Here is a 21,097-nt window from a genome sequence, read left to right as displayed (position 1 = left end):
TAGTAATATTCTAACTATATTTTACTCATTTTATACAATGGAGTCAATGTCTTCACTTATAAAGTTTTTTCAAAATGCCCTTTCTCATACTTAAAACAGTCCGATTAAAGCAACGCTATAAGAATTGTCTGAATGATACACTCTCTCCAGCAAAAACAAGAAAATTCCCTGCTCTATACCGAAAAGTTAAGGGATTTGCACCACTCCTTCCATAACATTTAATCCTCTCACTCAGTTTGCGCTATCTAATCTGAAGTCACAACCTGGCACTTATTTATCTTTTCGTGTCATCGATACAATATTTTCTATATGATACGTCCACGGGAACATATCCACCGGCTGGCACCGCTCCACCCGGTAGCCGTGGCTTATAAGATACTTCAGGTCCCGTGCCTGGGTGACTGGATTGCAGGAAATATAGACCACACGCTTTGGAGAAAGCCGTAGCAGTGAAGATAGGAAAGCCTCATCACTTCCGGCACGAGGCGGATCCATGAATACCACATCGGCAGTTTCGCCCTGTGCTGCCATCTTGACCATGAATTCTCCGGCGTCCTCATTGTAAAATGTAATATTTTTCATGTTATTGCGCTTCGCATTGATCACGGCATCACGCACCGCATCACGGTTCACTTCCACACCAATGACAGAGCCGGCTTTTCCTGCTGCTGCCATGCCAATGGTACCAATGCCGCAATACGCGTCGATTACCTTTTCTTTTCCGGTCAATCCGGCAAACTCGATAGCTTTGCCATAAAGGATTTCTGTCTGCACCGGATTTATCTGGTAGAATGAGGATGGAGAAATGCGGAAACGGAGTCCACACAACTCGTCCTCGATAAATCCTTTTCCATAAATGGTAATATTCCGCTCCCCTAAGACAACGCTGGTGCGCCGGTCATTCACATTTACCACCACCGTTGTAACTTCCGGATGCTTTTCACGAAGTGCTTTTACAAAATTATTTTTTGACGGCAGAATTGGGGATGCCAGCACCAGAACAACCATAACTTCGCCGGTACGGAAACCTCTTCTTACCAGAACATGGCGCAGTAATCCATATCCGCTGTCCTCGTCATATACTTTTATTTTAAAGGAGCGAAGCATTCCACGAATATCATAAATGATGCCATCCGCAATTTTATCCTCAATCTGACATTCATCAATCTTTACCACCGAATGTGTTCCCTGCTGATATGCCCCTGAAATCACTGTTCCATTTTTCAGCCGCTGAAACGTAGCATTGACCTTGTTCCGATAATGAAATGGCTCCTGCATCCCGATAACCGGCTCCACTTTTCCAAAGCTGCCTAAAAGCTCTTTTACTTCCCGATGTTTCTTGTTGAGCTGCTTTTCATAATCCATTCCCTGATACTGGCAGCCGCCACATTTTTTTGCAAGATCACATTCTCCCGGTGGGCAGATGTGTTTTTCCGGACGTTCCGATTTCGAAGCATGCTGCTTTTTTGCATTTTCCTTTTTTCTAAATTTATTGTTCTCTTCTGACTTTCTCATTTCCTGTACCGTTCCTTATTTTTTCAAATACTATACTATTTTTTAGTTTAACGCATTTAGCAGCCTTTTTCTATGGTTATTGCAGAAATATTTTCATACCTAAATTTTCATAAATGAATTAAAATAAAATGCGAAATAATGACACCTGCTGAGCCTGCCACTGGCAGTTTCTTACGGATATACAAAACGTCGATACAGGCTGTACCGACGTTCCTTCAACACTTCACACTATTTAATTTTTGCAATCAAACTGCAATCATCTCTTTTTGTAAAGAAGTAATTCCGGATTTTCGCCATTTTCCTACCAGTGCATTTAATTTTTCAACCTTAGGAAGCCCGTCTATGTGAAGTTCATTTATTTCCTTTATTAGCTGTTTCTTAAACTCCTCAAACTCGCCATTGTCACTAAGTTCATCATATCTTTTCCAATAATCTAACTTTGGGAGCATTTCTTTCATATATGCGCGCGCCTGCTCCTCTGTAAAATCATCGCTTACCATGTTTTTAACGCATATGTCGATTAATTCATCCATATCGTTATAGGTATATGTTCCGTCGGCTCATTCTGGGACATTCCTCTTTGTGTACGAAGTTCCAGAATAATATTTTTTGTCTCCATCGTTGCTACCTCCTTTATCCATATCATACCGGTAAATTCAGTTTTGGAAAAGCAACTTACTGTTGCTGTACGATAAGGCAACTAAAACTTTAGATGCAAAATACACTATATAGCGGAACTGATTTTATTCCTTTTGCCATCCCAAAATTTCTTGTTGAAATCCGGATTGCATACGAAGGATTATATTTTTCCATATAAACCATCATGCTTTTGGCTTTTACATGGTTACCAGCCTTACACTCTACCGGAATAACGTGACTTTCTTTTTGTATCAGGAAATCCACTTCCGCCGTATTATCAGACTCCCAATAATGAAGATCATAACCATTTGTTTTCAAAGCAATTGCAACATAGTTTTCTGTCAGTATGCCACGAAAATGCTCTGTTTCCATGCTTTGTAATGCTTCCAACGTCATTCCTATTCTTGCAGACATAATACCCATATCACTGTAATATAATTTGAATGCACTTACATCCTGATATGCCGCAACCGGATAAAATCCCTGACTGCACTTCATGCATTTATTCACAATTCCAGCCCGAATCAGCCAATCAATTGCATCTCCATATTGAGATGCCCGTGCTCCTGATTTTATCAGCTTGTATTGAAATTTTTTTGCATCTTTTGCCAACTGTGCCGGCAGGGAATCATACGCTTCAAAAATACGCACGGTGTCCGTCTGATTTGCATATTTTGTCATGTCTGCAATATAAGAATTTAACAGCATCTGACGAATTTCCGTCTGCTCCAATGGACTGTCTTTTGCAAGGTCTGCCTTTACTGCTGCCGGCATTCCTCCCACGATGCAATAATGATAAAATTCCTGCAAAGCTTCCTCGTGCAATATCTCATCTAACGGCTGATTATTTTCATAATGTTCCCGTATGGTATCCGAAAGCATCTGCTTTCCCTTAGCCCACAATACCTCTTCCAAATCCATCGGGTACATGGTAACCATCTGAACTTTTCCTACCGGAAATGAATATTTTTCACGGTTGACTGCTACACCCAGCAGACTTCCGGCAGCTATTACATGGTATTCCGGTGTCTCTTCTGAAAAATATTTTAAAGAAGTTAATGCTCTTTCACACATCTGTATCTCGTCAAAAATAATGAGCGTATTTTCCGGTACAATCTTTACCTGATAATATTTTTCTAATATGGCAATGATATAATCTGCATGAATATCTGTATCAAAATACTTCCCAATTCTTTCGTCCGTTTCAAAATTTACATAGACTGTATTTTTATAATATAATGCTCCAAATTCACGCATTTCAAACGTTTTTCCAACTTGTCTTGCACCATAAATAAGTAACGGCATTCTGCCTTTTTTCATATTTTTCCATTCATATAATTTAGCAGTTATTTTACGCTTCATGTGTGTGCTCTCTCCCTTCTTTAAAATATCATCGCGTCTTTTAATGTATTATATTACATTTTTCCGTACGAATCAACGTGTTTTTACACACAAAAAAAGTGGAAATCCACTTAGGACCTGCCACTTTCAAAAATTTTTACATCTCATCAACAACCTGGAACACATAGAACTTCAGATAATAGGATTCGTCCGCTGCCCAAAGAATCGGATGATCCGGTGCCTGGGTGCGGAATTCCACCTGACGCAGACGCTTGTGGACGCTGTGAGCTGCCTGTCCGATTGTCTTGGTAAACAACTCATACGTCATAAAATGGGAGCAGGAGCAGGTCGCAAGAAATCCGCCATTTTTCACAAGCTTCATGGCACGAAGGTTAATCTCACGATAGCCCTTGATGGCATTTTTAACAGAATTTCTGGACTTGGTAAATGCCGGTGGGTCTAAGATTACCACATCATACTTTTCGCCTGCTTCCTCTAATTCCGGCAGCAGTTCAAAGACATCCCTGCACAGGAATTTTACCGTGCCGGAAAGACCGTTCAATGCTGCATTTTCTTCTGCCTGATGTACGGCAAGTTCCGAAGCATCCACTCCGGTGACTTCTTTTGCTCCGGCAATTCCGGCATTTAATGCAAAGGAGCCGGTATGGGTAAAGCAGTCTAACACTCTTGCATCCTCACATAATTTCTGAATGGCAAGACGGTTGTATTTCTGGTCTAAGAAAAATCCGGTCTTCTGACCATCCTTTACATCTACAATATAATGCACACCATTTTCTACAATTTCCACATTGGTATCAAATGCTTCTCCGATAAAGCCCTTCTTAAGCTCCATGCCTTCCTGCTTGCGGACTTTTGCATCACTCCGCTCATATACGCCGCGGATTGTAATGCCATCCTCTGCCAAAATTTCCTTTAAACACTTTACAATAAGCTCTTTGTAACGATCGATGCCAAGTGCTAAGGACTGCACTACCAGCACATCCGAAAACTTATCAATAACCAGTCCCGGCAGGAAATCTGCCTCTCCAAATACCACGCGACAGGATGAGGTGTCTACCGTCTTTTTCCGGTATTCCCATGCCTGCTGCAATCGTGTCCGGAAAAATGCTTCATCAATAACTGTATCTTCTTTTCTGCTGAAAAGGCGCACCCGGATTTTGGAATTGCGGTTGATAAAGCCAATGCCCATCGGATATCCGTCAAAATCGTGTACCAGCACCAGATCTCCGTTTTCAAATGTTCCCATGACACTTTCTATTTCATTATCGAAAATCCACATGCCACCGGATTTTACCATTCTTCCTTCGCCTTTTTTCAATGTTACAACTGCACTCATGTTAGTCCTCCTTCGTAACCTCTTTCTTATAATTTACCACAAATATACCAATGCATACCAGTATCAGGGCAATCACACTTTTGATGCCTGCTGCCTGCTCTTTTTCTCCCAGAAGCCATGCGGAAAGAATCACACCAAACACCGGGTTCATAAATCCAAATACCGCTACACGGGAAATCGGATTGTATTTTAATAAAATGCCCCACAGCGTGTATGCAACAGCAGAAATGCATGCCATGTAAAACAGCAGTCCAAAGGATGACGCCGTAAATCCGCTCACCCGTCCACCTGCTGCAAAGCCGCACAATGCCATAATAATTCCACCCACCAGGAACTGGTATCCACTCAGCATGACAGGATTTTCGGATTTGGAATACCACTTTAACAACACGGAAGAAAATGCATACGCTACCGTTGACAGGAAAATAAATCCTTCTCCGGTCACGCTCATATGAAAATCAAATCCGCTGCTTCCCATATTTACCAGTGCCACGCCTGCAAATCCAATGATACAGCCTGCTATTTTCCGCGCCGATAATTTTTCCTGATGGAATAAAAGACTTGCTACCAGAATTGCCACGAATACATTTAATGCTTCGATGATGGATGCTTTTACCCCGGAGGTGTGCGCCAGTCCGATATAGAAAAGCAGGTACTGTCCCACAGTCTGCAGACTGCTTAATTTAAAAACTTTTCCAATGGAGCTCTTTGTCGGACGCAGAAACCGTCTACTTCCAATACTTCCCAATAATATTGTTAAAATTCCCGCCAGCGTAAACCGATAGCCAGCATACAGAATCTGGGACGCCACCTCATCCGATGCAATGTGCATCATCTGATAGCCGATTTTAATGCACGGAAATGCACTGCCCCACAACAGGCAGCACACCAATGCTCCCAGCCAGACTACTATGGTTTTCTGCATGAATTTTTCTTTTGTTTCCATTGCTTTCATCCTTTTCTCAAGCTTTCGCTTTTCTTCTCATTCTTGTCTCATTTCATCATAGACACCAGTACCGGCTCTGTCAAATAAATTCTGTCCCTACTGATATACTTTTTCCCTGAAATATGCGATAATAAATATGTTTGTATAGGTGCTTGCGAAAGGAGATAATTTGATGATAACAATAAGCCTTTGCATGATTGTAAAAAACGAGGAGCAGGTTCTCTCCCGCTGTCTGGATTCACTCGCCGATCTGATGGATGAAATCATTATCGTGGATACCGGCTCTTGCGACCGCACCAGGGAAATTGCTGCCCGCTATACCGATAAAATCTATGACTATATCTGGAAGGATGACTTTGCAGATGCCAGAAATTTTGCTTTTTCCAAAACTTCCATGGAATACATTTATACCGCAGATGCAGATGAAGTCTTAGATGATGAGAACCGGGAACAGTTCCGGCTTTTAAAAGAAGCCATGGTTCCGGAGGTCGAAATTGTACAGATGAAATATGTGACCAAAAATGAATTTAATACGGTGCTTAACTTTAAAGAAGAATACCGTCCGAAGCTCTACCGGAGACTCCGTACCTTTACCTGGATTGACCCGATTCACGAAACGGTGCGCTTAGACCCGGTTGTCTTTGACAGTGATATTGCTATTACGCATCTTCCGCAGTCCCTGCACAGCAGCCGTGATTTCAAAGGCTTCTTACTGGCATTTGACCGGGACGGACGGCTTTCTGAAAAATTGCACCGGATGTATGCCAAAGAGCTCCTCATGACCGGGGAGAAAGAAGATTTCATTGCCGCCGCAAAAGTATTTCTTGCTACCCTGCAGGATGAAACCGCTTCTGGGGATGCCCGCAAGGAAGCCGGCTGTATCTTAAGCCGCTGCTACCGGATTACCGGAAATGTCAATGAATTTTTCAAGCTGGCACTGAAGGATATGATTACTACCCCTTGTGCAGAAATCTGCTGCGAATTGGGAAATTATTTTTTTGACGCAGAAGATTATGATGAAGCAGCCGTGTGGTACTACAACGCAGCCTTTGAAACTGCCAGCATTCTTGATGTCCATACCAGTGGAAATATTCCGCTGAACGGACTGGCTGACTGCTATGAAAAATCCGGAAATGCAGCCCAGGCGGAAGAATATAGAAATGCAGCCAGACAATGGCAGCTCCCAGATGATAATTCTTAGTCCCTTCGACTTGAATAATCATGTACGAAGTGGTACTATGATAATAATTTAACAAACAAAATATACAGGAGGTTTTTCATGGATTACACACAGGAATATAAACAGAAATTAGTCTCCGCAGATGAGGCTGTCAAAGTCATCAAATCCGGTGACTGGGTAGATTATGGATGGTGTACCGGAACTCCGGATGCACTGGATAAAGCCCTTGCAAAACGTACGGATGAATTAAAGGATGTCAACTTAAGAGGTGGTATTCTGTTAAAACCGTTAGCTGTCTTCGAACGTGAAGATGCCGGCGAACACTTTACCTGGAACTCCTGGCATATGTCCGGAATCGAGCGTAAATATATCAACCGTGGTTTTTCTTACTACGCTCCAATCCGTTATTCCGAGCTTCCAAGATACTATCGTGACTCCGCTACTCCGGATGATGTAGCAATGTTCCAGGTTGCTCCAATGGACAAACATGGATATTTCAACTTTGGACCAAACGCCTCTCATATGATGGCAGTTTGCGAGACTTCCAAGAAAGTTATCGTTGAAGTAAATAAAAATATGCCTCGCTGCTTAGGCGGATTTGAAAACAGCATCCATATTTCCGATGTTGATTTCATCGTAGAAGGCGAGAATCCGGCTATCGGTGAATTAGGCGGCGGCGGAGCTGCTACTGAAATCGATCAGGCAGTTGCAAAATTAATCGTAGATGAGATTCCAAATGGTGCATGTCTCCAGCTTGGTATCGGTGGAATGCCAAATGCTGTTGGTTCCATGATTGCAGAATCTGATTTGAAAGATTTAGGTGTACATACCGAAATGTACGTTGATGCATTCGTTGATATTGCAAGAGCAGGAAAAATCAACGGTTCCAAGAAAAACATCGACCGTTTCCGTCAGACATATGGTTTCGGTGCAGGAACTCAGAAAATGTATGACTACTTAGATGAAAACCCGGAACTTATGAGTGCTCCGGTAAGCTATACCAATGATATCCGTTCCATTTCCGCACTGGATAACTTTATTTCCATTAACAATGCAGTAAATGTAGACCTCTACGGTCAGGTAAATGCAGAGTCTGCTGGAATCAAACACATCAGTGGTGCCGGCGGACAGTTAGACTTCGTTCTGGGTGCATACCTTTCTAATGGTGGTAAGAGCTTCATCTGCTGTTCTTCTACCTTTACAACCAGAGATGGTCAGTTAAAATCCCGTATCCTTCCTACCTTAGATCCAGGATCTATCGTAACTGATACCCGTGCCAACATCCACTATCTGGTAACAGAATATGGTAAAGTCAACTTAAAGGGACTTTCTACCTGGCAGAAATGTGAAGCAATTATCTCTGTCGCACATCCGGACTTCCGTGATGAATTAATCGCAGATGCAGAGAAAATGCATATCTGGAGAAGAAGCAACAAATAACTACGTAACTTTTAAAAATCCCATGGGAATACGTCATAATTTCACCACTGGTGAATCTGACCTAATCCCATGGGATTTTTGCAATATAATAGATGGAACCCTTATGATTCTGTCCATAAATGCGCACAATTTTCATGTTATCTCTTTTTCCTCTCTTCCACAGATACTGTGATAAATTTCCCAGATTAAAAATCCGGAAAGCGGGCCTAAAATAACACCGGCTGTTCCATATATTTTCAGACCTGCATAAATACTGATGATAACCGCCAGCGGATGCACGCCCAGCCCTCTTCCCATGAGCCTTGGCTCCATAAATTCCCGGATAAAGGTACTCAATATAAACAGTATACCATATATCACTGCCGCAAAATACTTTCCACGAAATAAATCGATAATCAGCCATGGAATAAAGACAAGTCCTGTGCCAATAAAAGGCAGTGCATCACTCATGCCAATCAGCACTCCCGCCAGAATGGCATACGAATTTCCGGTAAGGAACAGACCTGCTATACATACGCCACTGATTAATGCCAATATAATAAGCTGTGCCTTAAGATATGTTCCACCGGCATGACACATATTTTGAAATATCCGTCCGCCCCAGGAATAAAAACTGCTTTTTCTCCAACGCTGCACCAGATTATCATAATCACAGAGTATCAGTACTGCCGCCACAACAGTTACAATGCAGATGCCAAAGAATGCTGCCAGTCCCCGCAAAGATGCCAGCGAGCCATTCATCATTGCCGGAATCAGCTTCGTTTCTGCCTGACTGCTGACATATGCCGCGCAGTTTTTTCCCCACTGCACCATTGTCTCTTTTTTCATGCCGGTGATTTCCGCAACCCGCTCACAACAACTGCACCAGAGTGTATCTGCTTTTCCAAATAATGCCGGATAATTCGTTATCAGTGATGCAAGTTCGCAGATTCCCTTGTATACAAGATAGCCCATCGGCAGAAAAATCACTGCCAGCAGCAACAGCACTGCAGCCGTACTTACAATTCCTTTGGGAAGCTTTGTTTTCTCTGACAGAAAAGCTACTGGTTTACATAATATTCTTGCAATAAGGATTGCCAGTAAAAAAGGAATTACAATCGGCAGTGCGAAACGCATTCCCAAATATACTGCAACTGTAATCCCTGCTAAATATATAATCTTTTTTATAAGTTGTCTTGTTTTTTCAGTCATACCATCAGTATGTGGCATCCCGGACTTTTTTATGTATTATAAATCTGAAAATAAATGAAATGCCTGACCTTCCGGTGTTATCTGAAACTGCATCTTCTTTTTGCTTGTGGGATGCAGAAATTCCAGCCGATAAGAACAAAGTGCCAGTGGAATCGACCTCATTCCCGGCAGACTTTCATTCTTCCTTCCATACTTTCTATCTCCCACCAATGGCCAGCCATGATGCGACATCTGCACACGGATCTGGTGATGCCGCCCGGTTTCTAATTTTACTTCAAGAAGACTGATTTCTTCCGCAGCTTCAGTTTTTTCCAATGTTCCATCCGCTGTACCCGCTCCTGAAGCAGCTTTACCATCTCTGCCATCTCTATCATCTCTATCATCAAGCGTACTACATTCCAGCACCCGATAGGTTAACGCCGCCCGCTTTGCATCTGCGGTTCCCTGTTTTACGACAGAAGAAGTATTACTTCTGCCATCCTTCTTAAGAAAGTCAATAAGCTGTCCTTCTTTCGGTTCTGCTTTTCCATATACCACTGTCAGATAATATTTTCCAAAACCGTTTTTCTGCATCTGCCGGTTCAGCTCTGCTGTGGCTTCTTTGGTCTTTCCAAAGACCATTACGCCTTCCACCGGCTGGTCTAAGCGATGGATGATTCCAATAAAGGGAGTCTCTCCTTTTGCAGCAAGATAATTCCGAAGCAGGCTCTCCATATCCTGCTCGCCCATACGCTTCGTCTGCACTGCAATCCCTGCCGGTTTTACACAGACAAGCAGCTTGTCATCCTCATATAAAATATGTTCTGCAATCTTATACATATACTTTTTCCTGCATCTCCTGTGCATTTTCTAATTGTAAAAATAAAGCTGAATTTGTTTTTACATAAATTTTAATACATATAAAGTCAACAATAATAGCTGCCGCAATAAGTAAAGCAAATAACAATGCCACCGGATTAGCTGCTACCAGACCATTTATAATTTAAATCTGTAACCTACCCCCCAGCTCAGACAGCTTTGCTGGCTGACGCGCGCATGCGCATCTATAGACAATCTGGGGCTACACATTCTATAATTTAAATCTGTATCCTACCCCCCAGATTGTCTCGATATACTGAGGCTTTGCGGTATCCATTTCAATCTTCTCACGAATCTTTTTGATATGTACCGTTACGGTTGCGATATCACCAACGGATTCCATATCCCAGATTTCTTTAAACAGTTCTTCCTTGGTAAATACATGATTCGGATTCTGTGCTAAGAATACCAGTAAATCAAATTCCTTTGTGGTAAATGCCTTTTCCTCGCCATTTACCCAGACGCGGCGGGCTGTCTTATCAATCTTGATTCCACGAATCTCGATAATATCATTTTCCTGCACATTGCTGCCAATCAGTCTTTCATAACGGGCAAGGTGTGCCTTTACTCTTGCTACCAGCTCGCTTGGGGAGAATGGTTTTGTGATATAATCATCTGCACCCAGTCCCAGTCCGCGAATCTTGTCAATATCATCCTTCTTGGCAGATACCATAAGAATCGGTGTATTCTTTACTTCACGAATACGTTTGCAGATTTCGAAGCCGTCCATGCCCGGAAGCATCAGGTCTAAGATATACATGTCAAAATCAGATGCCAGTGCTTTCTCTAAGCCCCTTGCTCCATCACTTTCGATTTCGACATCGAAACCGCTTAACTCTAAATAATCCTTCTCCAGTTCTGCAATTGAAACTTCATCTTCAATAATCAATACTTTACTCATTTGGAACCTCCTGATATTTTCTCAGTACAAAATACATGATTGTACCTGTTTCTTCTTTACTGGTTGCCCATATCTTTCCGCCATGGTCTTCAATAATTTTGCGGACAATGGATAAACCAATACCGCTTCCACCGGTTGCGGAATTTCTTGAAGTATCTGCCCGGAAGAACCGGTCAAATATATATGGCAGGTCTTTCTTTGCAATTCCTTTTCCATTATCTTCTATCTCTACCTGGATAAAATCACCCACATCCTTTACACGAATATTGATAAAGCCCTTCGGCTTATCCAGATATTTGATGGAATTATTAATAATATTATGAATGACACGCTTTAACTGCTCCGGGTCTGCAATAATCTGCACATCATCCCCAGCGTAATTAAAATACGATAAACCAATATTTTTTGCCTCTAAATCCAGGCCGATTTCTTCTACGCAGTCATCGAAATATTCCATTACATTTATCTTGCTAAAATTATATGGAATTCGATTAGTATCAATCTTTGAATAAAGTGTCAGCTCATTTAATAGTAAATCCATCTCATTGGCTTTATTATAAATGGTCTTGATATATTTATCCCTTTTTTCCGGCGTATCTGCCACACCATCCATCAGACCTTCCGAATAACCTTTCACAGCAGTAATCGGGGTCTTTAAATCGTGGGCAATATTACTGATTAAAACACGGTTTTCTTTCTCTGATGCCAGCTTCTCTTCTGCAGAATCTTTCAGTCTCTGCCGCATCTCTTCGAAGTTCTGGCACAGCTCACCAATTTCATCATTGCTGTCTATTTCCAAAGTAAAATCAAGGTTTCCCTCTTTGATATTCTGGGTTGCCATCTCTAACTTCTTAATCGGAGTAATGATGCTCCGGTAATTCCATATGGTAAGCATACCTGCCGTCAACAAAAGTATCAATAACACAGAAATAATAATATCTATCAGAAGTTCCTTCATTTCCGGCACAAGTGATTTAATAGATGTAATTACAAACAACGTTCCTTCCGAACCATCCGAAAAATCAAAGTCAATCCGCTTAATCATTTCCTGTTTATCACTGTCAATGAAATAGCCGGTCTCTCCCCCTGTCTTTGTATCCATGTAATCCGGCAGATTTTCCGGAACCGTATTCAAATCATTCGTTCCCACATAGACTTCTTCATTATCCCTCATGACAATCAGGTAGGAGTTTTTCCCCTGCAGAGTCTCATTAACCTGCATTAAATATTTCATGTCCAGGAATTTGTCCGGGTCGCTTTCCGCTGTATCCAGTAACTTCTGACAACTGTCCTTTGTCACCCGGTTCCACATCTGCACCGTATTGGTCAGATAACTAATATTTCCATCTTCCACCTGATAGGTGTTGGCAATATCTCTTAACTGAAAATAACGGAATCCGCACATTGCCAACGCGGCCAATGTCACCGGCACAAATATGATAATACAAAATGATATAATCAGCTTTGTCCTTAGTTTCATTCTCAAGCCTCCAGTTTTTCATAATCATAGTATACCACATGCAGTCTCTTTTCCCATGAAAATTCTGAGAATTATTCTAAAGAATTTATAAATTATTTTCCAACCAACCAAAACTCTTTGCTGGTTTTCTCATTAAAACTACGAGAAACACGCTTTGCGAGTTTCTCGAGTTATCGCGGTGCTCGCCAAATCTGCATGCAAGCATGCGATTTTTCTCGCTACTCGCGTAAATGCCAAAAGACCTCTTTCCGGCATTTCAATCATTTCCCTTAAGAAATAAATCTTTTCCGAAAAGAGGTCTTTCTTCTTTATACTATTCTGGAATCTATTCCAATATTATAAGTGTTTCTTTAATTCATCAACTTTGTCCAACGCTTCCCATGGAAGTGCAACATCGGTTCTTCCAAAGTGACCATATGCTGCTGTCGGGCGATAAATCGGTCTGCGTAAATCAAGCATCTTGATAATTCCTGCCGGACGAAGGTCAAAGTTCTCACGGATAATTTCTACTAATTTCTCATCAGAAACTTTTCCGGTGCCAAAAGTATCAACCATAACAGAAGTAGGCTGTGCTACACCGATTGCATAAGATAACTGAATCTCACAACGCTCTGCAAGACCTGCTGCTACTAAGTTCTTAGCAACGTAACGTGCTGCATATGCTGCTGAACGGTCAACCTTGGTGCAATCCTTACCGGAGAATGCTCCACCGCCGTGACGGGCGTATCCACCGTATGTATCTACGATAATTTTACGTCCGGTAAGACCTGCATCACCGTGTGGTCCACCGATTACGAAACGTCCGGTTGGGTTGATGAAAAATTTAGTATTCTCATCAACTAATTCCTTTGGAAGGACTGGGTCAAAAACATATTTCTTAATATCCTCATGAATCTGTTCCTGAGTTACATCTTCGTCATGCTGTGTAGAAAGTACAACTGCCTCTAATCTCTTTGGTTTTCCAGCCTCATCATACTCTACAGAAACCTGTGATTTTCCGTCTGGTCTTAAGTATTTTAAAGTACCATCTTTACGAACTTTGGTTAACTGTAATGCCAGTTTGTGAGCTAGAGAAATCGGATAAGGCATATATTCCGGTGTCTCGTTGGTTGCATAACCAAACATCATACCCTGATCTCCAGCACCGATTGCTTCAATCTCCTCATCGGTCATTTTATTTTCTTTTGCTTCCAAAGCCTTGTCAACACCCATTGCAATATCCGGTGACTGCTGGTCTAATGCTACCATAACAGCACAGGTATGTCCGTCAAATCCGGTTTCTGCATGGTCATAACCGATTTCATTTACAGTATTTCTTACAATTGCAGGAATGTCTAATTTTGCCTTTGTAGTAATCTCTCCTGTTACAAGTACAAATCCGGTACAGCTTGCTGTCTCACAGGCAACACGGCTCATTGGATCCTCTGCCATACATGCGTCAAGAATTGCATCTGAAATCGCATCACACATTTTGTCTGGATGTCCTTCTGTTACGGACTCTGATGTGAATAATCTTTTTTCCATCGTTTTCTCCTCTCGTTTTGTTGATTCCCTTATTAAGTATCTGGTGGATGCGCTTGGCTCCTCTTTCTTCCAGACCTTTTTTCGCTGCTCGCGTAAAATAAAAAAAACCGCTTACATCATAAGCGGACCCGATAATGGTAAAGATAATCAAATCCTCTTATTGTTCGACTTGCTCGCTCAGGTTGGCACCTTCCTTATGTTGTGGGGTTGCCGTGACTTCATTGATCCTATGTATCTCCATCACTCTGAATAAGAGAAATTACAATATTGAATTTTCAAATCTCTATGGGAGAGAATACACCTATTATATCGAAATGTCAAGCACCATATTTTCTCATCAACAGAGAAAACATTCCTTATTACTTTTTGTATCCTTTTGACAAATTTTGCCGATTTTTACTGTTAAGATTGACATTTTTAGCAAAAAGAATATACTTAAATAGGAATATAATTGTGATTTGTTCTATCATAATTATAAAATCCATCCAGAATGAGGACCACATGCATGAAAGAATATCAGACAAAAGATTTGTTACCAGGTATGGTTACAGCAATTCCTGTCCGCACCAAGCGTGGACAGCTTATTATTAATCCGAATGTAGAACTTACGCGTACCCTGATTTCCAGACTGGAATTTTATGGCATCGCCAGTGTGCAGATTACAGAAAATAAACAGGTCGCTACTCCAATGGAAACGCCAAAAGATCCGGCATATTTTCCTGCCAAAAGTCCTGTTTCTGCACCAAGTCCGGTTTCTGATGCTTCTTACTCACAGAAGCTCAAAAGTTCTCCGGAATTCCAGCGTTTTCAGGTAGATTTCACCCTGCGTTCCCAGGATTTAAAGAACTGTTTTGATGCTTATCTTTCCGATGGAGGAACCGTAAACAAAGAAGAGCTTTTATCAAAGACCATTTCTTTAGTAAGTCCAAAGCAGACCACTCTGGATGTCTTTGATATGTTACATAATATGCGTCAGGTCAACGACAGCACCTATGCACACAGTCTGAATGTTGCCATCATCTCCCGTATTATCGGAAAATGGCTGCATTTTTCCAATGAAGAATTAGACACTCTCACCCTTGCCGGTCTGCTTCATGACATCGGTAAGACAAAAATTCCGGATGAGGTCTTAAATAAAGACGGAAAATTAACAGATGAAGAATTCCAGATGATTCGTAATCATCCGAAATATGGCTACGATATTTTAAAATCCCAGCCATTAAATTCCCATATTAAAAAGGCAGCTCTCATGCACCATGAACGTTGCGATGGTTCCGGTTATCCAATGGGGCTTACCATGGAAGAAATCGATGACTATGCACTCATCATTGCGATTGCCGATGTTTACGATGCCATGACAGCAGCACGCTCCTATCGTGCTCCCCTTTGTCCGTTTGAGGTAATCGCCGAATTTGAAAAAGACGGTCTGCAGAAATATAAGCCAAAGTATATTCTGACCTTCTTAGAGAATATTGCCAATGCATACCAGAACAACCGGGTTATGTTAAGTGATGGTACTTCCGCCCGCATTGTTTTATTGAATCATCGTCGTCTTTCCAAGCCACTGGTTCAGTTAGATGATGGAGCCTGTATTGACCTTGAGAAAAGTCCTTTATATATCAAAGCAATCATATAAAAAGAATGTGCCTTGGCACATTCTAGCGCCTGCGGCGGTCGCTTGCGACATCTGCCTTATACGCCGCAGTGCGCATCCTTGCGGAGCGTTTTATACTTTACAGGAAAGCAATTTCCTGTAAAGTATAAAAGATATCTGATAACTATGCCTCATTTGTAGCATATTTACCAGATATCTTTTTTGGTTATGATAACGCTTTTTAACACTTCTGTCTCATTGCAATATTCATATTAGTATTTATATTCAAAACTTTCTATATTGTGATGCTCTTATCTTATGATACTTTCAATGTGAATTTCTGGATTTCTTTCTCGGAACTTACCTTTTCAATCATTGCACCAAGGGAAGCTAATTTCTCTTCAAAATGTTCATATCCACGTTCAATATAATAAATATCATCTACAATGGTGATGCCTTCTGCTGCAAGACCTGCAATTACAAGGGCTGCACCTGCTCTTAAATCCGGAGCACTGACTCTTGCACCTGTGAATTTTTCAACACCGGTAATAATTGCAATATTGCTCTCTACTTTCACCTGTGCACCCATACGGGTCAGTTCATCTACATATTTGAAACGGTTTTCAAAAATACTCTCCGTTACGGTACTTGTTCCTTCTGCTAATGCTAAAAGCACCGACATCTGTGGCTGCATATCTGTTGGAAAGCCAGGATACGGTAAAGTAGTTACCTGGGTATGATGCAATGGCTTGCTGGATACCACACGTACTGCATCATCAAATTCTTCCACTTCACAACCAATTTCAATTAATTTTGCTGTGGTTGCCTCTAAATGCTTGGGAATAACATTTTTAACAGTTACATCACCTTTGGTTGCAGCCGCTGCAAACATAAAAGTTCCTGCTTCAATCTGATCCGGAATAATAGAATATTCTGTTTTATGAAGCTTCTCTACACCCACAATACGGATGACATCTGTTCCTGCACCACGGATATTTGCTCCCATGCTGTTTAAGAAGTTTGCTACGTCTACGACATGTGGCTCCTTAGCTGCATTTTCAATAATCGTCTTTCCCTCTGCCATGGATGCCGCCATCATAATGTTAATGGTTGCTCCTACAGAAACTTTATCTAAATAAATATGGTTTCCCACCAGATGTTCTGCAGTAGCAGAAATTAACCCATGCTGAATATCAACATCGGCTCCTAACGCGCGAAAACCTTTCAGATGAAGGTCAATCGGACGGGTTCCGATTGCACAGCCACCCGGAAAAGCCACTTCTGCTTTCTTATATTTGCCAAGTAATGCTCCTAACAGATAGTAAGAAGCTCTGATTTTATTAATATATTCATAGTCCACGCTCAAATCATGAATCAGTGAACCATTAATCTTTACCCTATGTTCTCCAAGACGCTCTATCTTAGCACCAATTCCCTCCATGGCACTTAATAACACATTAATATCACGAACGTTTGGTAAATTATCTATTATTACGGTCTCATCCGTCATAATTGCTGCCGCAAGAATTCCCAGTGCAGCATTCTTAGCTCCACCAATCTCAACTTCGCCAACCAAAGGATTTCCACCTTTAATCACATACTGTTCCATCTCGCACCTCTATGCTTAGATTCCCTACAAAATTACAAACAAAATATTATAGTAACTTATTTCCTCTTTTGTCAAGTATTTCTCGTACCTCAAAAGAATTATCTACAATAGTATTATTATATTATATATTCACTGACTTGTAAATCGAAATTAATTCAGATAGTTCACCGGATTTACCTGGGAACCATTAATTAATATCTCAAAATGCACATGCGGACCTGTAGAACGTCCCGTACTTCCGCTTAATGCGATTACTTCACCCTGTGATACGCTCTGCCCTGCTTTTACCAGTAATTTACTGTTATGTGCATAACGTGTCATTCTTCCATCCGGATGGCTGATTAAGACGCAGTTGCCATATCCGGAAACATAGCCGGCACTGACTACTACACCATTGCTGGATGCAAATACCTTGGTTCCGGTCGGACATGCCCAGTCAATTCCTTTATGCATTCTGCCCCATCTTCTTCCAAAACCGGAAGAAACTCTTCCGCCAATCAGCGGTTTAATGTAAGTTGGCGGTATCTTGGTTCCACGCTCAATAACTGCCGGCGTTGACTCTGTCAGTATGGTCTGGTGGATCATACTCCGCTCCGTCTCAATTCCATTCTCTGTTGTCACCACCATATTAACCTCGCGATGTCCGGTAGTTCCCTCTGCAAGCACCACTTCGTCGGTCGTATACCAGGAATCATTCGGTACAATCTCTGGCTCTGCGGTATAATCCTCTTCATATACTACGCCTTCGCTGATCCGTAAGCTGATGTCCGGCTGAGGCACCGACAGAATCAGTTCTTCACCGGCACTGATTACTGCATCTTCCCCGGACAATCCATTGAGTGCTATGATTGCTGCCACCGATGTATCATGCTCCTGTGCAATAACCGACAGACAGTCTCCCGGCTGTATCTCATATATTTTATTCGTTTCTTTCTCTTTTGTTACTTCTTCCACCGCGGCATCTATATCCGTCAGAGTGTCCGCTGCTACCAGATTGGTGAACACTTCCACATCCTGTGCAAATTCCATCGAAAGAATTCCGGTTTCATAATTATTTTCCCCGGGATTCTCCTGTGCATCGGAAAGATAGATTCCAAGCTGCTGCGCAATACCGGCATCCGCAGAAGCTTCTGTTTTTTCTGAAACGCCTGCCTCTTTTAAGTTTGCAAGAAGCATTCCCTCCTGATGATCTGTTTCCTTTTTGAACTCTATCTCAAACCGATTGTCCGTATCCTGTTCTTCTTTCAAACGTCCTAAAAACGTTTCTACTTCATCTAAAGTTGCAAAAGAAAGCTGGTTTTCACCGGCACTTACCGTATATGCAAAGATTTCTCCGGAATTTTCTTTCTTAAGCTCCTTTGTAATCTTTTCTTTTAATGCAGTTTCACTTAACAGCTTCTGAAATGGCTTATGGCTTTCTGTTGTCTCATAAGAAATCTCCTGCATCAGATAGCCTTCACTCTCTTTTGCCATTTGCCGCCGGCTTTCGTGTACTGCCTTTTCCACATCTGTCTTGCTGCTGACACAGCCTACCACTTTATTATTTACGGTTACCACAAAATAATTCTGTCCCAGTGAAAATTTCTGCAAAAGTACCACCAGTACCAGACAGACGAAAAATATGCCTGCTGCCCACATGCGGATACGAATCTTTTTATCGACTTTTCCAATTCTATTTAAAGTTGTTGATTTCTTTTTCTGCTCCTGCATCTTATCTGACTTCTTCATTTTATCTGATTCCTGCATCTTCACAGGTTCCTGTGCATTCCCTGGTATCTGCATCTTTTATTCCATCCCGAGTTTTTCTTTTACTGCATCGATTGTTTCACGAATTGACAATCCCTCTTCGTTTACTGTTACATCCGCATATTTTTCATAGTATGCAGTTCTCTCATCATACAAATCTTTCAGCGTCTGACCATCATTCAATACCACACCGCGGTTTTTCAAATCACCAAGACGCTCTTCTAATGTCTCATAAGATACACTCAGATAAAGTACGGTTGCAATTTCTTTATAATGCTCCATGGCATTTGCACAATATACTGCACTGCCTCCTGTGGCAATAACTGCTTTATGTCCTTCTATGCTGCTGTTTACCTCATCCTCAATCTCAAGAAATCCTTCTGTTCCATGCTCTGCAATCAGCTCACACAAAAGCTTTCCAGTCTGCTGCTGAATGACTAAATCTGCATCCACAAAATTATAGCCTAATGCCTTCGCCAATACGACACCTACAGTACTTTTTCCTACGCCCGGCATTCCGATTAATACGATATTGTCTTTCATTCCATACTCCTGTATCTATGTGATAGAAAAGAAGCAGAAAAATAAATTTTCTGCTTCTCTATATTCTTGTCACTTTATAATTTCTGCAATTATTCTGTTGCTGCCTCTGATGCTGTCTCTGTCTCACTTACAGATTCTGTTTCTGTATCTGTTTTCTTGATGGTATAGAGCTTATCAAAATTAACAGCTGCCCATACATCATCATTTACCGTCCATTCTTTTTCTTCCTTGTAGCTGTCGCATACTTCAGTATATTTATCGGACTGACGCTGGGAAACAATTGTTTCTTTCTCTTTGTCGGTTGCATCACGGTCAAATTCACTGTCTAAGCGGATAACATAATATCCTTTTCCATCTACGGAAATCATGGAAGAAACTTCTCCCTCTTTTAACGCATCTGCTGCTGTAATAATGGATGCATCCATACTTCCTGTTGCTGTTCCATCTTCACCGATTTCATCACTGCCGTATGAATAAGTGCTTACAGTATATCCGTTGTCTGTTGCTGCTGCATCAAAATCAGTTTTCGCTTCTTCTGCGATTTTCTCTGCAGTTTTTTCTAATTCTGCCTTCTCATCATCGGTATATTCCACATAATTCTTGCTGTCATCATAATGTGCCTCGGTAGAAACCTTGATATAACTGAATGTTCTCTGTGCCGCTTCTTCATCAGAAACTTCGGTATCTACAGTTGCAATGATTGCATTATGCATCTTCTTCTGAATCAGGTTCAGTCGAAGCATTTCTGCTACATATTCTTTCTTGGCACCCATGGTCCTGATTGCTTCCTTGCTATTGTCATCCATGAACTGCTGTGCTGCAGTATCAATATCAGAAAGCTCCTCATCCGTTATTTCCACACCATAGTCTTTCATATGGTCTTCCAAGAGATAATTGGTCTGAATCTGTGTCAGGATTCCATCTTTTACATTATCCTGCATAGTCTTACCGTTTCCGGATAAATCCTGTGACCACATATTTTCCTTAGCATATCCCATGGTAATATAGCTGTCATAGGATACTGCTGTATACTGTGCCATAAAGTTGGCAAGTCCAAGTGAAATCTCTTTATCTCCTAATGTAGCAACAACTGCATCTTCATCGATTCTGCTGCCACATCCTGTCATAGCTACGGAAGCTGCAGTAACAACCGCCAATGCAAGTGCTGTGAATTTCTTAAATCTCATATCACGTTCCTCCAAAATATTTATCATCGTTCTATTATAGTGCTTT

At 41.4% G+C, this 21,097-nt stretch carries 18 protein-coding genes and 1 riboswitch; of the genes, 3 read left to right on the top strand and 15 right to left on the bottom strand.

The window, feature by feature from the left end; translation table 11 throughout:
* Positions 1-270 precede the first annotated feature (270 nt).
* The 5 genes from rlmD to LKD41_RS03840 all read right to left on the bottom strand — a co-directional run bounded on the left by rlmD (position 271) and on the right by LKD41_RS03840 (position 5,807).
* Positions 271-1,515, bottom strand: a complete 1,245-nt coding sequence (gene rlmD / locus LKD41_RS03860; protein ID WP_227700449.1) for a 23S rRNA (uracil(1939)-C(5))-methyltransferase RlmD — start codon at positions 1,513-1,515, stop codon at positions 271-273.
* 245 nt (positions 1,516-1,760) lie between these two features.
* Positions 1,761-1,973 carry a hypothetical protein gene (locus LKD41_RS15650; protein WP_255669441.1) on the bottom strand — a complete coding sequence of 71 codons (213 nt, stop codon included), beginning with the start codon at positions 1,971-1,973 and terminating at the stop codon, positions 1,761-1,763.
* A 250-nt stretch (positions 1,974-2,223) separates the two neighbouring features.
* The gene (locus LKD41_RS03850; protein ID WP_227700448.1) at positions 2,224-3,516 is read right to left on the bottom strand and encodes an ATP-binding protein; all 1,293 of its coding nucleotides are present in this window, start codon (positions 3,514-3,516) and stop codon (positions 2,224-2,226) included.
* 136 nt (positions 3,517-3,652) lie between these two features.
* A complete protein-coding gene (locus tag LKD41_RS03845) occupies positions 3,653-4,852 on the bottom strand; it encodes a class I SAM-dependent rRNA methyltransferase (RefSeq protein WP_227700447.1) in 1,200 nt (399 codons plus the stop codon).
* A 1-nt stretch (position 4,853) separates the two neighbouring features.
* Complete coding sequence (locus tag LKD41_RS03840; protein WP_227700446.1) at positions 4,854-5,807, bottom strand: DMT family transporter; 954 nt, start codon at positions 5,805-5,807, stop codon at positions 4,854-4,856.
* Positions 5,808-5,970: 163 nt separating this feature from the next.
* Between LKD41_RS03840 and LKD41_RS03835 the strand changes: the two genes are divergently transcribed.
* The gene (locus LKD41_RS03835; RefSeq protein ID WP_227700445.1) at positions 5,971-6,999 is read left to right on the top strand and encodes a glycosyltransferase family 2 protein; all 1,029 of its coding nucleotides are present in this window, start codon (positions 5,971-5,973) and stop codon (positions 6,997-6,999) included.
* A 78-nt stretch (positions 7,000-7,077) separates the two neighbouring features.
* On the top strand, positions 7,078-8,418 hold the full coding sequence (locus tag LKD41_RS03830; RefSeq protein ID WP_022243611.1) for a butyryl-CoA:acetate CoA-transferase: 1,341 nt from the start codon (positions 7,078-7,080) through the stop codon (positions 8,416-8,418).
* Between the two features lie 132 nt (positions 8,419-8,550).
* Here LKD41_RS03830 and LKD41_RS03825 read toward each other — a convergent pair whose 3' ends face one another.
* The 6 genes from LKD41_RS03825 to metK all read right to left on the bottom strand — a co-directional run bounded on the left by LKD41_RS03825 (position 8,551) and on the right by metK (position 14,372).
* Entirely contained in the window at positions 8,551-9,627 is a 1,077-nt protein-coding gene (locus LKD41_RS03825; protein ID WP_227700444.1) for an AI-2E family transporter, read from the bottom strand.
* An 18-nt stretch (positions 9,628-9,645) separates the two neighbouring features.
* Positions 9,646-10,428, bottom strand: coding sequence for an RluA family pseudouridine synthase (locus LKD41_RS03820; protein ID WP_227700443.1), 783 nt, complete (start codon positions 10,426-10,428; stop codon positions 9,646-9,648).
* Complete coding sequence (locus LKD41_RS03815) at positions 10,421-10,561, bottom strand: hypothetical protein (protein ID WP_227700442.1); 141 nt, start codon at positions 10,559-10,561, stop codon at positions 10,421-10,423. The genes LKD41_RS03820 and LKD41_RS03815 overlap by 8 nt, the downstream gene beginning before the upstream one ends.
* A gap of 117 nt (positions 10,562-10,678) precedes the next feature.
* Positions 10,679-11,368 carry a response regulator transcription factor gene (locus tag LKD41_RS03810; protein ID WP_022243614.1) on the bottom strand — a complete coding sequence of 230 codons (690 nt, stop codon included), beginning with the start codon at positions 11,366-11,368 and terminating at the stop codon, positions 10,679-10,681.
* Positions 11,361-12,848 (bottom strand): sensor histidine kinase, encoded by a 1,488-nt coding sequence (locus LKD41_RS03805; protein ID WP_022243615.1) that lies wholly within the window; start codon positions 12,846-12,848, stop codon positions 11,361-11,363. Before LKD41_RS03805 ends, LKD41_RS03810 begins: the two co-directional genes overlap by 8 nt.
* A gap of 336 nt (positions 12,849-13,184) precedes the next feature.
* Positions 13,185-14,372: a methionine adenosyltransferase gene (metK, locus tag LKD41_RS03800; protein WP_022243616.1), complete on the bottom strand. Its 1,188-nt coding sequence runs from the start codon at positions 14,370-14,372 to the stop codon at positions 13,185-13,187.
* A 154-nt stretch (positions 14,373-14,526) separates the two neighbouring features.
* A riboswitch (SAM riboswitch) is annotated at positions 14,527-14,628 on the bottom strand.
* Between the two features lie 249 nt (positions 14,629-14,877).
* On the opposite strand from metK, the gene LKD41_RS03795 reads away from it, so the two are divergent.
* Positions 14,878-16,008 (top strand): HD-GYP domain-containing protein, encoded by a 1,131-nt coding sequence (locus LKD41_RS03795; protein WP_022243617.1) that lies wholly within the window; start codon positions 14,878-14,880, stop codon positions 16,006-16,008.
* A 274-nt stretch (positions 16,009-16,282) separates the two neighbouring features.
* Here LKD41_RS03795 and LKD41_RS03790 read toward each other — a convergent pair whose 3' ends face one another.
* The 4 genes from LKD41_RS03790 to LKD41_RS03775 form a co-directional block, all read right to left on the bottom strand.
* Positions 16,283-17,575 (bottom strand): UDP-N-acetylglucosamine 1-carboxyvinyltransferase, encoded by a 1,293-nt coding sequence (locus LKD41_RS03790; protein ID WP_227700441.1) that lies wholly within the window; start codon positions 17,573-17,575, stop codon positions 16,283-16,285.
* 150 nt (positions 17,576-17,725) lie between these two features.
* The gene (locus LKD41_RS03785) at positions 17,726-19,357 is read right to left on the bottom strand and encodes a M23 family metallopeptidase (protein WP_227700440.1); all 1,632 of its coding nucleotides are present in this window, start codon (positions 19,355-19,357) and stop codon (positions 17,726-17,728) included.
* 3 nt (positions 19,358-19,360) lie between these two features.
* Positions 19,361-19,864 (bottom strand): shikimate kinase, encoded by a 504-nt coding sequence (locus tag LKD41_RS03780; protein ID WP_117946148.1) that lies wholly within the window; start codon positions 19,862-19,864, stop codon positions 19,361-19,363.
* An 89-nt stretch (positions 19,865-19,953) separates the two neighbouring features.
* Complete coding sequence (locus LKD41_RS03775; RefSeq protein ID WP_022243620.1) at positions 19,954-21,051, bottom strand: peptidyl-prolyl cis-trans isomerase; 1,098 nt, start codon at positions 21,049-21,051, stop codon at positions 19,954-19,956.
* Positions 21,052-21,097 lie beyond the last annotated feature (46 nt).

The sequence above is a fragment of the Roseburia sp. CLA-AA-H209 genome (genome assembly GCF_020687575.1).
GTDB classification, from domain to species: Bacteria; Bacillota; Clostridia; order Lachnospirales; family Lachnospiraceae; genus Roseburia_C; species Roseburia_C amylophila.
This window is presented reverse-complemented; position numbering and strand designations above follow the sequence as displayed.

What these genes read in the sequence shown, in the direction of transcription:
- rlmD (WP_227700449.1), bottom strand. Translation starts at nt 1,515, where the DNA reads ATGAGAAAGTCAGAAGAGAACAATAAATTTAGAAAAAAGGAAAATGCA.
- LKD41_RS15650 (WP_255669441.1), bottom strand. Translation starts at nt 1,973, where the DNA reads ATGAAAGAAATGCTCCCAAAGTTAGATTATTGGAAAAGATATGATGAA.
- LKD41_RS03850 (WP_227700448.1), bottom strand. Translation starts at nt 3,516, where the DNA reads ATGAAGCGTAAAATAACTGCTAAATTATATGAATGGAAAAATATGAAA.
- LKD41_RS03845 (WP_227700447.1), bottom strand. Translation starts at nt 4,852, where the DNA reads ATGAGTGCAGTTGTAACATTGAAAAAAGGCGAAGGAAGAATGGTAAAA.
- LKD41_RS03840 (WP_227700446.1), bottom strand. Translation starts at nt 5,807, where the DNA reads ATGAAAGCAATGGAAACAAAAGAAAAATTCATGCAGAAAACCATAGTA.
- LKD41_RS03835 (WP_227700445.1), top strand. Translation starts at nt 5,971, where the DNA reads ATGATAACAATAAGCCTTTGCATGATTGTAAAAAACGAGGAGCAGGTT.
- LKD41_RS03830 (WP_022243611.1), top strand. Translation starts at nt 7,078, where the DNA reads ATGGATTACACACAGGAATATAAACAGAAATTAGTCTCCGCAGATGAG.
- LKD41_RS03825 (WP_227700444.1), bottom strand. Translation starts at nt 9,627, where the DNA reads ATGCCACATACTGATGGTATGACTGAAAAAACAAGACAACTTATAAAA.
- LKD41_RS03820 (WP_227700443.1), bottom strand. Translation starts at nt 10,428, where the DNA reads ATGTATAAGATTGCAGAACATATTTTATATGAGGATGACAAGCTGCTT.
- LKD41_RS03810 (WP_022243614.1), bottom strand. Translation starts at nt 11,368, where the DNA reads ATGAGTAAAGTATTGATTATTGAAGATGAAGTTTCAATTGCAGAACTG.
- LKD41_RS03805 (WP_022243615.1), bottom strand. Translation starts at nt 12,848, where the DNA reads ATGAAACTAAGGACAAAGCTGATTATATCATTTTGTATTATCATATTT.
- metK (WP_022243616.1), bottom strand. Translation starts at nt 14,372, where the DNA reads ATGGAAAAAAGATTATTCACATCAGAGTCCGTAACAGAAGGACATCCA.
- LKD41_RS03795 (WP_022243617.1), top strand. Translation starts at nt 14,878, where the DNA reads ATGAAAGAATATCAGACAAAAGATTTGTTACCAGGTATGGTTACAGCA.
- LKD41_RS03790 (WP_227700441.1), bottom strand. Translation starts at nt 17,575, where the DNA reads ATGGAACAGTATGTGATTAAAGGTGGAAATCCTTTGGTTGGCGAAGTT.
- LKD41_RS03785 (WP_227700440.1), bottom strand. Translation starts at nt 19,357, where the DNA reads ATGCAGATACCAGGGAATGCACAGGAACCTGTGAAGATGCAGGAATCA.
- LKD41_RS03780 (WP_117946148.1), bottom strand. Translation starts at nt 19,864, where the DNA reads ATGAAAGACAATATCGTATTAATCGGAATGCCGGGCGTAGGAAAAAGT.
- LKD41_RS03775 (WP_022243620.1), bottom strand. Translation starts at nt 21,051, where the DNA reads ATGAGATTTAAGAAATTCACAGCACTTGCATTGGCGGTTGTTACTGCA.